This window comes from Kitasatospora sp. NPDC042419 (assembly GCF_056437345.1).
Map to the genome: position 1 here is coordinate 24184 of NZ_JBWKAW010000016.1, position 14161 is coordinate 38344.

General features: G+C 74.3%; 11 protein-coding genes. 10 read left to right on the top strand and 1 reads right to left on the bottom strand.

Features of this window, described 5'->3' with window-relative positions; genetic code table 11:
* Positions 1-34: 34 nt before the first annotated feature.
* The 8 genes from AC067J_RS26570 to AC067J_RS26605 all read left to right on the top strand — a co-directional run bounded on the left by AC067J_RS26570 (position 35) and on the right by AC067J_RS26605 (position 9494).
* On the top strand, positions 35-1363 hold the full coding sequence (locus tag AC067J_RS26570) for an MFS transporter (protein ID WP_478303235.1): 1329 nt from the start codon (positions 35-37) through the stop codon (positions 1361-1363).
* Positions 1364-1631: 268 nt separating this feature from the next.
* Complete coding sequence (locus AC067J_RS26575; RefSeq protein ID WP_478303236.1) at positions 1632-3515, top strand: hypothetical protein; 1884 nt, start codon at positions 1632-1634, stop codon at positions 3513-3515.
* A gap of 25 nt (positions 3516-3540) precedes the next feature.
* The gene (locus AC067J_RS26580) at positions 3541-4161 is read left to right on the top strand and encodes a class I SAM-dependent methyltransferase (protein WP_478303237.1); all 621 of its coding nucleotides are present in this window, start codon (positions 3541-3543) and stop codon (positions 4159-4161) included.
* Between the two features lie 86 nt (positions 4162-4247).
* Complete coding sequence (locus AC067J_RS26585; RefSeq protein WP_478303238.1) at positions 4248-4766, top strand: nucleoside 2-deoxyribosyltransferase; 519 nt, start codon at positions 4248-4250, stop codon at positions 4764-4766.
* A gap of 106 nt (positions 4767-4872) precedes the next feature.
* Positions 4873-6291, top strand: coding sequence for a M1 family metallopeptidase (locus tag AC067J_RS26590; RefSeq protein WP_478303240.1), 1419 nt, complete (start codon positions 4873-4875; stop codon positions 6289-6291).
* 431 nt (positions 6292-6722) lie between these two features.
* Entirely contained in the window at positions 6723-7082 is a 360-nt protein-coding gene (locus AC067J_RS26595) for a hypothetical protein (RefSeq protein WP_478303242.1), read from the top strand.
* Between the two features lie 23 nt (positions 7083-7105).
* Complete coding sequence (locus AC067J_RS26600) at positions 7106-8239, top strand: MAB_1171c family putative transporter (RefSeq protein WP_478303244.1); 1134 nt, start codon at positions 7106-7108, stop codon at positions 8237-8239.
* Positions 8214-9494, top strand: a complete 1281-nt coding sequence (locus tag AC067J_RS26605; RefSeq protein WP_478303245.1) for an amidohydrolase family protein — start codon at positions 8214-8216, stop codon at positions 9492-9494. The genes AC067J_RS26600 and AC067J_RS26605 overlap by 26 nt, the downstream gene beginning before the upstream one ends.
* Positions 9495-9570: 76 nt before the next feature.
* Here the strand turns inward: AC067J_RS26605 and AC067J_RS26610 are convergent, their stop codons facing one another.
* Positions 9571-9996, bottom strand: a complete 426-nt coding sequence (locus AC067J_RS26610; protein ID WP_478303247.1) for a phosphopantetheine-binding protein — start codon at positions 9994-9996, stop codon at positions 9571-9573.
* Positions 9997-10541: 545 nt separating this feature from the next.
* Between AC067J_RS26610 and AC067J_RS26615 the strand changes: the two genes are divergently transcribed.
* On the top strand, positions 10542-11741 hold the full coding sequence (locus AC067J_RS26615) for a hypothetical protein (protein ID WP_478303249.1): 1200 nt from the start codon (positions 10542-10544) through the stop codon (positions 11739-11741).
* A gap of 170 nt (positions 11742-11911) precedes the next feature.
* The gene (locus tag AC067J_RS26620) at positions 11912-14125 is read left to right on the top strand and encodes a tetratricopeptide repeat protein (RefSeq protein WP_478303251.1); all 2214 of its coding nucleotides are present in this window, start codon (positions 11912-11914) and stop codon (positions 14123-14125) included.
* Positions 14126-14161: the final 36 nt, after the last annotated feature.

Genomic DNA, 14161 nt, shown 5'->3' on the forward strand with positions numbered 1-14161 from the left:
GCCCCCGGGCGGCCACGGAACGGAGACCGACCACGTGACCAGCGGCCTGCCCCGTCGCTTCCTCGACCTGCTCACCCGCCCCCGGGTGGCCGGCGCGGCCTGGTGGAGCGTCGTCTCCAGGCTCCCGGTCTACCTGATGTCGCTGGCCATCGTGCTGACGGTCCGTGAACAGGGCGGCAGCTACGCGCAGGCCGGCCTGGTCGCGGCGCTGTACACGCTGGGGATGGCCCTCGGCAGCCCGCTGATCGCCCGCCGCCTCGACCGCCGCGGACGGGCGGCGGTGCTGAGCGTGACGGCCGTCGCCTACCCGGCGGCGCTCGCCGTCCTGGTGTGGGTGACCCGCCCGGGCGGCTGGGAGCAGCCCGCGGCCGCGGTCGTCGCCGGGGTGGTGCTGCCGCCCGCCAACGCCTGCATGCGCTCGCTCTGGGCGCGGCTGCCGCTCCGGGAGGAGGAGCGCGAGACGGCCTACCTCTGGGAGGCGCTGCTCACCGAGGTCCTGGTGATCGGTGCGCCGCTGATGCTGGCGGCGCTGATGCTGGTCGGCTCGGCCGGCCTGGCCCTCACGACGGTCGCGGTCCTGGGCGGGCTGGGCACCCTCGGACTCGCGCACACCCGCCTGCCGTCCGGCACCGACCGCACCGACCGTGCCGGCGGCGCAGGCAGCACCGGCAGTCCGGAGAGCAACGGCAGCACGGACGGCACCCACGGCGCCGACCCGGTCGCCCCGAACGCCCGGGAGGCGCCCGGCGCCCCGAAGGAACCGCGGCAACTGCTGGGCCCGCTGCGGGAACCGGCCATGCTGGCGCTGGCCGCCGTCATGGCCGTCTCCGCAGTCCCCGTCGGACTGCTGACCCTGGCGATCCCGGCCTTCGTCGCCGAGCACGGCGCACCGGGCGGCGCGGGCGTGGTGTACGCGTGCTGGGGGATCGGCAGCGCACTGGGCGCCCTCTGGCTGGGCCGGTCACAGTCCGAGGTCGCCCCCCAGGTGCGCTTCCCCCGGCTGCTGCTGGCCTACGCCCTCGGGACCGGGCTGACGCTGCTCGCCGGCTCCCAGGCGGGCCTGGCGGTGGCGCTCGCGGTGGGCAGCGCGCCCATCGCCCTGGTCTCCGCCACCGAGATGACCCTGGTGAGCGGCATCGCCGACGGGCGGTCACTGGCGGAGGCGTTCACCTGGGCGTCGCTGGCCACCGTCCTGGGAGACGCGCTCGGCCAGCAGGTCGGCGGACTGCTGATGGACCCGCTCGGGCCGCGGACGGTGTTCGCCGTGGCGACCTGCACCGCCCTGGCCGCCGCCGGACTGGCCTTCGCCTGCCGGGGACTGCTGGCCCGGCGGTCCGCCCCGGTCGTGGAGTACGCGGCGTGACGGCCCGGCACCCGACCACCGGGGTCCGTCGCCCCCGCAGTCCGCGCAGCCGCCGTCGGCCCCACAGTCCCCGCCGGTCTCCGGGCCCAGGCCGGATCCGCGCACCCCACCGGCCCGCCGGCCCGTCCACCCGCCGGCCCGCGCCCGGAACCGTCCCCGCGACCGCTCCCGCGACTGTGCCCGCAATGACACCCGGAGCCGCTCCCGTTCCTCCCGTCCCTCCCTTCCCATCCGCGCTCCCGGCGCGGACAACCCGAGGTGGTCCCTCATGAACGCAGCCCCCGCCGACCAGCGGCCCGACCGGCCGACCGGCTCCGATCCCCTGTTCCGCCAGGTCACCCACCGGCAATTACCCCAGGCCGTCAAGGAGTTCCTGGACGCTCCGGCACTCCGGGCGGTGCCGGTCCCGACCGAGGGCCGCGCCGACCTGGCGACGAGCGTCGAGCTCGCCGGACGGCTGTACGGCGGCCTGCGGCAGCCCCACCCGCTGGACGTCGGCATCCTCCTCGGAGAGGCGGACCTGCCCGAGGGGCTCGCCGAGCTGGCCCGCCCGCTCGCCCGGACCTGGGCGCACGAGGAGGAACTGGCGGACGCCGCCGCCTTCCGCGCCCGGCACGGCGGCTCGCTGCTCGTCGTCGGCTGCTACGACCGGCTCACCCTCGACCCCGTCCGGGCGCTGCTGATGACGACCTACCGCGGCCCGCGGCACGGACTGACCCTGCTGAGCGGCCGCGACGGCGCCTCGGTGGTCTGGAACGTGGCCAAGCAGTACGCGGAACCGGCCGCCGACGTCGACGCAGTGGGCCTGTTCACCGACACCGACCGGCCGCCCCGGCCGGCCGGCGTGCGGGTCTTCGACGACCGCGACTTCGAGCGCTCGGACATCCAGGCGGAGATCCTGGGCACCCGGTGGCGGCGGGTCGCCTTCCAGGGGCACGGCAAGGACGACAGCGTCAACCTCGGCGAGTTCACCATCTGCGGCCTCAACGGCTCGGCCCCGGCCGTGCCCGGACTGCTCGGCCCGCGCTGCGCGTACGGACTGCCCTGCTACAAGCCCGAGGACAAGCTGGTGCCGCTCAACCGGGTGGAGGCCGTCGAGGTGGTGCTCAGCGCCTGCAACAGCGGACCGCTCGCGGACCTCGCCCTGTACGACCCGAAGTACCAGCTGCTGCTGAACGCGCTCGACGGCCCGGCCCGCACGGTGGTCTCGGCCGTGTCGGTGCACGACTCCGACCGGCCGGAGAACGTCGCCTGGATGCACGGCGCCCTCGTCGGCGCCGACTCCGTCGACACCCTCAACGCCAGCCTCGCGGGCTCCCACCCCTACCCGGCGTTCATGCGGTTCGGACTGCCCGGCGCACCGGACGACACGCCGCCGCCTCCGGCGCCGGCGGACCACCGCCCCGACCCGCTGCTGCTCACCGTGGGAGGCCGGCTCACCGCCTACCTCGCATCGGACCTGCTGCCGCACAACCACCCGCTGCGGCCCCGGCTGACCAAGCTGGCCCGGAAGGTCGACCTCTGGGTCGCCAGGCCCACCCACCTCGCCGACCAGTCGCCCGAGCAGATCCACACCTCGCTCACGGCCGACCTGCAGTCCCTCGACCACGCGATCACCGAACAGGTCGCGGCCGACCCCGAGAACGAGCTCATGAACTACCCGGCGCACTTCGGCGACCGGAGCAGTCTGGACCCGCAGGTGCGGGAGGTCACCTGCCACTGCGGCCGGCCCGCGCAGGAGTTCACCCGGCGCGGCCTGCTCCCGCAGGTCCTGGACACCACCTGCGCCGTCTGCATGCGCTGCGGCGACGTCACCTTCCGGATCCCGGACGCCCCCGCCCTGCTCGCCCACGCCCCGGACGAGGTCGAACAGGGCGGGGTGCTGGAGGTCCGCGCCACGGTCACCGCGGCGCGGTCCGGCCCGGTCCGGCTGGGCCTGTTCGTCCCGACCTACCTGCGCGAGGACACCACCGTGGAGCCGGCCACCACGAGGCTGCGGCTCGTCGGCGGGCGGGCCGAGGAGGTCGCGTTCCGCGTCCGGTTCGATCCCGGAACGGCCCCGCAGGCCTACTACTTCACGGTGTTCGCCGTGCAGGACCTCGCCGTCTCGACGGCCCGGCGCCACTTCGGGGTCGTCCCCCGGAGCGCCTGACCCACCCGCAAACCAAGGGAGAACCATGGAGAGCCAGACCAAGCCGGCCATCGAACTGATCGAGCAGAACGGCGAGGTGACCCTCAGCATCGGCGGCGAGCAGGCCATGCAGGCCTGGGAGCGGGACCTGATGTGGGCCAGCGCCGACATGCTCTGCGAGTACGGCCGGGACTTCTACGAGGTGGGGCTGGGCCTCGGCCTCTCCGCGCTGCGCATCGCCGGCAACCCGGCCACCCGCAGCCACACCGTGCTGGAGCTCTTCGACGAGGTCGAGGACCTGTTCCGGGCCCGGCACCCGGAGCTGCCCGGCAACCTCGCCATCGAGCGCGGCAACTTCTTCGAGCGGATCTTCGAGCTGCCGTCCGGGAGCATCGACGGGATGTTCTTCGACCCGGCCCTCGACATGGACGTCTGGACGGACGCCGAGCTGTGGGCGAGGACCATGCCGGAGGTCGTCCGGGTGCTGCGCCCCGGCGGTGTGTTCATCCCGTTCTTCAGCACCAAGCCGGAGCTGCGCTGGCAGTACCTCCCGCACTTCCGCTCGATCCGGGTCGAGCGGCACCCGTTCGTCGCGTACGACACCACGGAGTACACCCACGGCGGGACCGCCGGCGACGCCTTCATCCAGTGCTTCCGCAAGGACTGACCCGGTCCACCGCCCGCCGCCCTCGACCGCTCCGCGGTCGGCCCTCACCCGACACCGCGCACCGGCGCCGCTCCGGAGGTACTCCCATGACCGTCCCGCCGCCCGATGGCTCCCGCCCCGACCCGGGCATCCGTTCGATCTTCCTCGCCGGCCCCTTCATCCAGCTCCTGGACCCGGAGACCGGCGAGATGCCGGCCGACGCCCGGGCCCCGTTCGACGTCCTGATCAAGCACTTCGAGGCGCAGGGCCTCTCCGTCCACAACGCCCACCGCCGGGAGGCGTGGGGCGCCGAGCTGATGCGGCCTGAGCAGTGCACCCGGCTCGACCAGGACGAGATCCGCAAGGCGGACGTCTTCGTCGCCCTGCCCGGCCACCCGGCCTCCCCGGGCACCCACATCGAGATCGGCTGGGCCAGCGCCTTCGACAAGCCGATCGTCCTGCTGCTGGAACGCGGCAGGGAGTACACCTTCCTGGTGCAGGGCCTGCACACGGTGGCGTCGGTGGAGTACGTGGTCCACACGGACATCGCCGCCTGCCTGCCGGCGGTGGACCGGGCGGTGGAGCGGGCGGTGCTGCGCCGGCGGGAGGGCCGCGGCGGCCGGTGAGCGACGACCGCCCGGGACCGGGCTCCGGCTCCGGCCGGAGCCCGGCCGTTCCGCACACGACCCCGACCCCGACCCTGACCCCGTCGCCGGCTCCCGGGGAGGACGGATGAGCAGGTCCGCACGGTTCCTGTCGGCACTCCTCTGCTGCCTCGCACTGACCGCCACCGCCACCGCCACCGCCACCGGCTTCGCGCCGTCCGGCGGTGGCTCCGCGCCGTCCGCCGCCGGCTTCAGGCCCGTCGGCGGCGGCCGGTCCGAGCAGGCCCGGGCCCCGGGCGCGGCCGCCTACACGGTCGCGCTGACCGGTGACTCCTCGGGAGGCGGCTGGTCCGGGCACGAGGAGGTGAGCTTCACCAACACCTCCTCGGAGCCGCTCCGGGAGGTCCGGCTCAGACTGTGGGGCAACGCCCGCGGGGGCTGCTCGGATCCCGCGGTCGCCGTGACGGCGCCGACCGGAGCCGCCGAGGCGGAGCTCTCGGCCGACTGCACCGCGCTGCGGCTCGCCCTGCCCGCGCCGCTCGGTCCCGGCGGGCGCCACACGATCGGCTTCGGCCTCACCGTCCGGGCGCCCGAACTCGCCGACAGCGCCGACCGGTTCGGGCGGCACGGGGCGTACGCCTACTTCGGCAACGCGCTGCCGGTGCTCGCGGTGCGGGACGCCGCCGGCTGGCACCTCGACCCGTACACCGGGACGGGGGAGTCCTTCTACACCCTGGCCGCCGACTTCACCGTCGCGCTGGACCACCCGGCGGGTCTGGGCGTGCCCGCCACCGGCAGCTCGACCGACGCCCCGGGCTCCGCCGGACGGACCGTCACCACGGCGACGGCCCGGCAGGTCCGTGACTTCGCCTGGGCGGCGGGCCCGTTCGGCACGGTGTCCGGCGTCTCCGCGGGCGGGGTCGCGGTCACCGTCCACACGGCGGCGGGCGTCGGCGCGGCGGACGCGCGGGCGATGCTGGCCGTCGCGCAGTCCGCGCTGGACACGCACTCCCGCGCGTTCGGCGCCTACCCGTACGCCGAGCTGGACGCCGTCCTGGACGACGAGTTCTGGTTCAGCGGCATGGAGTACCCGGGGTTCGTCCTGGACCGGGTGAACCGGACCGCGCTCACCCACGAGGTGGCGCACCAGTGGTGGTACGGCATCGTCGGCGACGACCAGTACGGCCGGCCGTGGCTGGACGAGTCGTTCGCCGAGTACGCCACGGACCTCGCCCTCGGCCGGGACGGCGCGGGCTGCCGGAAGGGCGTCGCGTGGTCCTCGCCGCAGGAGCGGACCACCAACGGCATGGCGTACTGGGACGAGCACCCGGACCGGTACGAGGCGGTCGTCTACGGGTACGGCGCGTGCGCGCTGCACGAGCTGCGCCGGCTGCTCGGAGCGGACGTGATGGAGGGCCTGCTGCGCGGCTACGCGCGGGAGCACTGGTACGGCGTGAGCAGCACTCCCGCGTTCAAGGCCGCGGCCCAGGCCGTCGCGGCCGAGGACCTGGCGCCGTTCTGGGCCGCCCACCGGATCGACGACTGACCGGCCGGCCCGTCGAACCGACCACCTGTCGAGCCGTCCACCTGTCGGGCCGTCAGTCTGGTGGTCCGTCAACTCCTCGGTACCCTGGGCGCGGTCGGCCCGTCGCTCCCCCGGACCGCCGGGGCCGTCCCCCTGGCGGAGGCGGTCACGGCGGTCACGGCGGTCGCGTCGCGCGCTCCGCCCGTTCGAGGTCGATCAGGATGGCGAAAGTCGCGATCGGGCTGCAACGACGGATCCCGGGATGTGACCATGGGCGGGTGCCTGTACACGAACGTGACCTACGCCGGTCCTGCAAACGCCTCTTACGGAAGTTGGAGATCCAGCCCCCTCTGCGGGTGGACGAGTTGTGCCGGAGGCTGGGTGAGCACCGGGGTCGGCCGATCCGGTTGATCCCCTGGTCGCTCCCGGTCCCCGGGCCGTTCGGGCTCTGGATGTCCCGGGCCGACGACGAGTGCATCTTCTACCAGCGGGAGACCACCCGGGTCCACCAGGACCACATCATCCTGCACGAGATCGGTCACATGATCGCCGATCACCAGGACGACGGGGACGCGGTCGAGGGGTTCCCCGACCTGGGCCCGGAGTACGTCCGGGGCGAGGGGTGGGGCGAGGGGCGGTGGGGGCTCCGCCGGCCCTGCTACACCGAGGACCACGAGCGCGAGGCCGAACTGGTCGCGACGATCGTCCAGGAGTGGGCCGTGGTCACCGACCACGTCACGCCCCGCGGTCCGGAGGACGCCGCCGTCGGTCCGCTGCGCTCCGCCCTCGGCTCCCGCTGGGGGTGGACGTAGTGTTCCAGGAGCCCGTGACCTTCATGTTGATCATCGGATCGATATGGAAGACCATCGACCTCGTGCGCGCGCCGCACGACCGAGCCCTGCGCGTTCTGGTGGCCTGCCTGCTCCTGCTGACCACCGGTGAGATCCTCAGCTTCCCGCAGGCCCTCCGCGCGATCGACTCGGCCACGGCGGTCGGCGTCGGCAAGCTCGCGTTCAACGCGATCTACATGGCGGGGCTGGCGGCGCTGATCCTGTTCTTCGTCTCCTCCCTGCGCGGCGGGTACCAGGGGTACCGCTTCCGGATGCGGTTCAACACGGGACTGCTCGGCGCGGTGGTGGCCACCCTGGTCCTGTGCATGCTCGCCACGCCGGAGGCCCTGCGGGGCCACTCGCTGGGCACCCCGCACATGGCGCGGCCGTCCATCGCGACGTTCTACGTCGTCGGCAACGCCTACTTCCTCTACGCCTACCTGACCTCGGCGCTCTGGGCGGCCCGCTACGCGCGGATGGCGAGCCGGCACCTGGCGCTCGGACTGCGCACGATGACGCTCGGACTGGCCGTGCTGGCGGTCACCTCGGTCAACCGGGTGGTCTGGGTGTGCCTGCGGATCCGCGAACCGGGGTCGTACCAGGCGTTCAACACCGTCAACTGGTCGGTGAACGACTGGGCGATGGGCCTGGTGGTGATCGGGATCGGCTACTCGGCCGGCGCTCAACTCGTCGCGCACGTCCGCTCGGTGCTGCACCACCGCCGGATGTACGAGGGGCTCGCCCCGCTGTGGACCGCCCTCGTCACCGCGTATCCCGAACTCGTCCTGAAGCGGGAGCCGCAGGGGTCCCGCTGGAACCGGATCCGGTTTCGCCGGACCCATGAGCGGTTCTACCGCCGGCTCATCGAGTGCCGCGACGGGCTGGTGCGGCTGAGCCCCTACCTGGCGCGCGTGGCCCCGGCCGACGACCTCGCCGGCGGACCGGCCGACCGGCTCGCCCGCCACATCGCCGAGGCCCTGACCCTGAAGCCCGCCGTCGAGGACCCCGACGCCGCGCTGCCCGCCGCGCGGGTGGCGTTCCCCTCGGGGGGCGGGCTCGGGGCCGACGCCCGTGAACTCGTCGCCATCTCCCAGGCTTATGCGAAAGGCAGTCGTGAAGACGCTACTGATCACCGCTGACCGTGTCGTCACCGGACCCGCGGGCCGGGTGGTCGAGGACGGTGCCGTGCTCGTGGAGAACGGCGTGGTCGCCGCCGTGGGTTCCGCGGCGGCGCTGGAACGCTCGGTGGACGCGGGGGTGGAGCGGTTGCGGTGCCCCGGGGCGACGGTGATGGCAGGTCTCATCGACTGTCATGTCCACCTCGCTTTCGACGCCGGGCCCGACCCGGTGGCCGCCGTGGCCCGCGCCGACCCCGCCGAGCTCGCCGCCGCCATGGCGGCCCGCGCCGAGCAGATGCTCGCGGCCGGGGTGACGACCGTGCGGGACCTCGGAGACCGCGACGCGCTCGCGGTGGAGCTGCGCGAGGCCATCGGGTCCGGGAAGGCCCGCGGTCCGCGGATCCTCGCCGCGACCGCGCCGCTGACCTCGCCCGGCGGCCACTGCGGGTTCCTCGGGGGCGAGGTCGCCACCGAGGAGGAGATCCGCGACCGGATCGCCCGCAATGCGGCGGCCGGGGCCGACCTGATCAAGGTCATGGCCTCCGGAGGCGCCCTCACACCGAACGGGCCGCGCATGTGGGAGGCGCAGTTCACCGCCGACCGGCTCCGGCTGATCGTCGACGAAGCCGCCCGGCACGGGCTGGGGGTGGCCGCGCACGCGCACGGCACCGACACCATCGCCGACTGCGTGGCGGCCGGCGTCCGGACCCTGGAGCACTGCTCCTGGCGCACCGCCGAGGGCATCGTCCACGACCTGGAGACCACCCGCCGGATCGTCGAGCGCGACATCGCCGTCTGCCGGTGCGTGTCGGGGGACTGGCGGCTGTTCCTGGGGCAGTTGGGGCCGGACCGGGCGGAGGCCTTCGCCCGGGTCATCCGGGAGATGCGCGAGGCCGGAGTCCGGTTCATCGCCGGCACGGACGCCGGGGTGCCGGGAGCCCGCTTCGGCGACTACGTCGGCATGCTGGAGTTCTTCGCCTCCCTCGGCTTCAGCCGCCCCGAGATCCTCGACATGGCCACCACCGGCCCCGCCCACGCCCTCGGGCTGGCCGACACCGGCACCCTGGCCCCCGGCATGCGCGCCGACGTCCTCGTCGTCGACGGCGACCCGCTGGCCGACCTCGACGCCCTCCGCCGGGTCCGGTACGTCTTCACCGCCGGACGCCTCGCGGTCGGGGACGGCGGGCACCAGGACGGCGGGCACGAGGACGGCGCGCACCGGGACGCCGCGCACCGGGACGGCGGGTCCGAGACCGCCGCCGCGGCCGTGGTCTGACGCGGCAGCAGGACCGGGGCGGGCACCGGCTCGGTGTCCGCCCCGGTCCCGCCCCGCCGGACGCCCCGTCACGTCGTCAGGGTGTCCGGCGGACGCCGCGGGCTCTCAACAGGCCGGCCAGTGCGGCGGCGGTCGGGTGGGTGAAGAGGTCGGCGATGCCGAGGTGGACCCCGGCCTCGCGGTCCAGCCGGTCCCGCAGCCGCACCATCAGCATGGAGTGGCCGCCGAGGTCGAAGAAGTCGTCGTCCGCGCCGACCTCCTGCCGGTCCAGCAGGTCCGCGAGGACCCCGCAGACCAGGGCCTCCTCCGGGTCCGCGGGTGCCCGGCCGGGGCGGAAGCCGTCCTCCGCCGGCGCCGGCGGCGCGTCCCGGTCGAGCTTCCCGTGGCCGGTCAGCGGCAGTTCGTTCCAGGGGGCGGTCGCTGTCGCCGACCCGGGCCGCGAGCGCGTCGACGGTGGCGCCGGGGTCGGCCGAGGGCCGGTCCCGGGCCGACCCGGCCGCACCTGCGCCGCAGTCGGCCTCCGGGCGGCACTCCGTCGAGTACTCCAGCTGGGGTAGATCTCTGACTGTCTGTCATTTATTTCAGTTTATATTTTGGCGAGAGGTTCCCCTGTCGGGCCGCGCGGATCCGACCCGGAGCCCCCGGTGCCGCTTGCCGGACGCCGCTTGCGACCTGCGGAATCACTCCAGGTGCCCCGGTGCCGCCCGAGCCGGGCGATTCGGTGCCTTGACGCGATCGCCGCAAGCTCAGCACTCTTGGTGCTGGCCGAGCTGATGTGAGTGGGCGTCAGATTCGCATTCATCTCAGCTCATGGCTGCCCGGTAACCAACCGCAAAAGGAGGTGAACGTCATGAAGAAGATCGTCGTTCGCAAGGCCGGCCCGGTCCGTCTGACCAGCACGGCGCGCGCGCTGTACCTGCCGTGGGACTGCATGGTCCAGGTCTGATCCCACCCCTCCCCGGGAACGGGGACGCGGTGCCGGCCCGACGCGGCACAGTCGGCCGGCACCGCTCCCCCCGCCCCTCGCCCACCTACCCAGGAGGATCCGTGCACGCCTCCGTGGACAGCGGCTCCGGCACCCCCGGCTCCGACCTGGACCGCCCGGTGCCGCTCCGCCGGCTCGTCTACCTGCCGGAGGCCGACGAAGTCACCATCGGCAGCCCGGAGACCGACACCTACGCCGTCTTTCCGGCCGACGGCGCCGAACTCGTCCGGATGCTGGCCGACGGCGCCACACCGCGCGAGGCCGCCGAGCGCTACGAGACCGTGCACGGCGAGAGCGTCGACATCGCCGACCTGATCGAGGCCCTCGTCGACCTCGACCTCGTCCGCCCCGCCGACGCCCCCGCGGAGGAACCCGAGCCGGTGCGCTGGCAACGGCTGGGCCGCGCGGTGTTCAGCCGGCCGGCCATGACCGGCTACGCGCTGGTGACGGCCGTCGCCGTGGTCGAGATGATCCGGGTCCCCCGGCTGGTCCCGAGCATCGACAACATCTTCTTCAGCCCGTCCTACACCCTCGTCGTGCTGATGCTGTTCTTCGGCCAGGCGCCGCTCCTCGCCCTCCACGAGGCCTTCCACGCGCTGGCCGGCCGCCGGCTCGGACTGCGGTCGAGGCTCTCCGTGGGCCACCGTCTGGTGTACCTCGTCCTGGAGACCTCCCTCGACGGGCTGGTCGGCGTGCCCCGGCGGCAGCGCTACCTGCCGATCATGGCGGGCATGCTGGCGGACGTCCTGGCGATCGCCGTCCTCACCCTGGTCGCCGACGCGACGCTCGGCAGCGCCGGAGGAGTCGCGTCGCTCTGCCTCGCGATCGCCTACGCCACCGTCCTGCGCCTCGCCTGGCAGGGCTTCTTCTACCTGCGGACCGACCTCTACGTCCTGCTCAGCACCCTCCTGGGCAGCGTGAACCTCCACGCCGCCGCCGCCGACGTGCTGCGCAACGCCGCCCGGCGGGTGACCGGGCGGCCGCCGCTGGACCTGTCCGCCCACCACCCGGTCGACCGGAAGGCGGCCCGCTGGTACGCCTGGCTGATGCTCGTGGGCTACGCGGCGACCCTCACGATGTTCGCCGCCGTCGTCGTGCCGACGGCCTACCGCCTCCTGCACGACGTGTGGCTGCGACTGAGCGGCCACACCTCCACGGCGGGCCGCCTCGACTCGCTCGCCCTCATGGTGCTCAGCCTCGCGCAGACCGCCGCCGTCGTCGTCCTCGCCGTCCGCGAGCGCCGGGCCGCCCGTTCGGCCTGACCCCGAACCCCCGGTCCCGAACCCGCCCGCCCGCCCCGCCCCGCCCCGTGCCACCGTGACGCCGCCTCAAGACGTCACCCGCGTCACCGCACCACCACGCCACCGCACCACCACCACCGCACCACCACGCCACCACGTCATCGCACCGAAGCACGAAAGGCAGCTGCGTCATGGCCGAGCACCGTCACCACTGGGTCCGCGCCGCCCGGCGCCCCGACCGCGCCGCCGCCCGCGAGCGGCTCGACCTGCCGCCCGTCCTCGCCCTGGTGAACGCCGACCGGCGCCTGCGCGGGCCCTACACGGCGGTCGGATCGATCCTGCGCGCGATCGTCCCGGACGCGCTCGCGCGCTGCCCCGAGGCCGTCACCCGGCACGACATCGAGATCCTCTCCACCACGCCGGAACTGCGCGGCCTGGTGCCCGCCACCCGCGAGACGCTGACCTCGCTGGCGGTGCCCAAGGAGCGCACCAGGTTCTACTCCGCGCTGCGCACGCTGCGGATCGCCCACGGCCTGGTCGAGTTCCTGGAGGCGTACCTGCGGGCGGCGGGCCCCGGCCCGCGCTCGCTGATCGTCGAGGACGCCCACCGGGCCGACCCCACCGACGCCGAGTTCCTCGCCGTCCTGCTGCGGCGGATCGACCCGGAGCTGCTCACCGTGGTGGTCACCACCGGCGCCGAACCGCCGGAGCGGCCCGACGGCCCCGGGAACGAGGTGCTGCCGGACGCGCTCGCCGCCCGCTGCGCGGTGCTCGACGTACCGGGGGCGGACCCGGCCGCGGGCGCGGGTGAGCTCCGGCCGCCGGCCGACACCGCCGCCCTCGGCCGCGCCTACATCGCCGCCGACGGCGTCGGCGACGACCCCGACGAGCTCGCCGCCTACCTCGCCGTGCCGCGCTCCGAACGCGCCCGGCTGCACGACCTGCGGCGGGCGGAGCTGGAGACGGTCGGCGAGTCGTCCCTGCGGCTGGGCGCCATCACCTGGCACGCGGAACACGGCAGCGACCCGTCCGGCGCCGGCGCCGCCACGCTGCGCCACGCCCTCGACCACTGCATGGACCTCGGGTTCTACCACGCCGTCGTGGACATCGGCGAGCGCGGCCGGCGGCTGGTCACCCACGACGGCGACCCGACCAACTGGTGGGCCTTCACCACCAAGATGACCACCTCCTTCGCCGCACTCGGCCTGGCCGAGCGGGCACTGCCGCTGTACGACGAGGCCCGGGCGCTCAGCACCTCGCCCGACGTCCACATGCAGGCCGCGTACGCCACGGCCATGCTCCACACCCGCCACTTCGACGCCGGGCGGCGCGACCACCAGCTCGCGCGCGCCTGGGTCAACCAGGCGATCGCCTTCGCCGGCTGGCACCCGGACCCGAAGGAGCGGGAGGCGCGCGTCGTGTTCAACCGCAACGGGCTCGCGCTGATCGAGGTCCACCAGGGTCGCCTCGACGCGGCGCTGGAGCTCCTCGACGGCTGCATCGCGCGGCTCGACGAGACCCTGGAGCCGCACGAGCACGCGCTGCACCGGTCCGTGCTCCGCTACAACCGCGCACAGGTGTACGCGGGCCTGCGCCGCCACGCCGAAGCCGTCGCCGACTACACCGCCGTGATCGAGTGCGACCCCAACTACTCCGAGTACCACTTCGACCGGGGCATGCTCTGGCGCGACCTCGGCCGCCCGGAGGAGGCCCTGGCCGACTACGACCGCGCCATCCGGCTCTCGCCGCCCTTCCCCGAGGCGTACTTCAACCGGGCCGACGTGCTGGCCGAACTCGGCCAGACCGAAGCGGCGGTGGCGGACTTCGGGTACGTGCTGCAGCTCGACCCGGAGTTCGGCGACGCCCGCCTCAACCGGGCCGCCCTGCTGCTCGAATCGGGAGCGCGGCAGCTCGCCTGGGAGGACGTCAGGGCCGGGCTCGCGAGCACCCCGGAGCACTCCCGACTGCTCTGTCTGAAGGGCCAGTTGCTGGTCGCCGACGGTGACACCGCGGCGGCCGCCGAGGCCTACGCGGCCGCGCTCGCCGCCGACCCCGACTGCGCCCAGGCATGGGCGCTGACCGGCGAACTCCGCTACCAGGAAGGAGACCTGGACGGGGCCGGCAGCAACCTGGCGCGCGCCGTCGAGCTCTCCACGGAGCCCGGCATCCGGTTCAACCTGGCCGTGGTCCACCACGACGCCGGGCGCTTCGCGGAGGCCCTCCCGCTGCTCGACGAGGTGGTCGACTCCACCGAGGACCTGGACGCCCGGCTGCAGCGGGCCCGTTGCCTGATCGGACTCGACCGGGCGGACAACGCCAGGGCCGACCTGCTCGCCTGCCTGGAGGCGGATCCCGATTCCGCCGAGCTGGTGTACGAGCTGATGCCGGAGCTGGCCCGGGCCTGAACCGCCCGGTCCGTGCCCGCCGGCCCGCCGCCACCC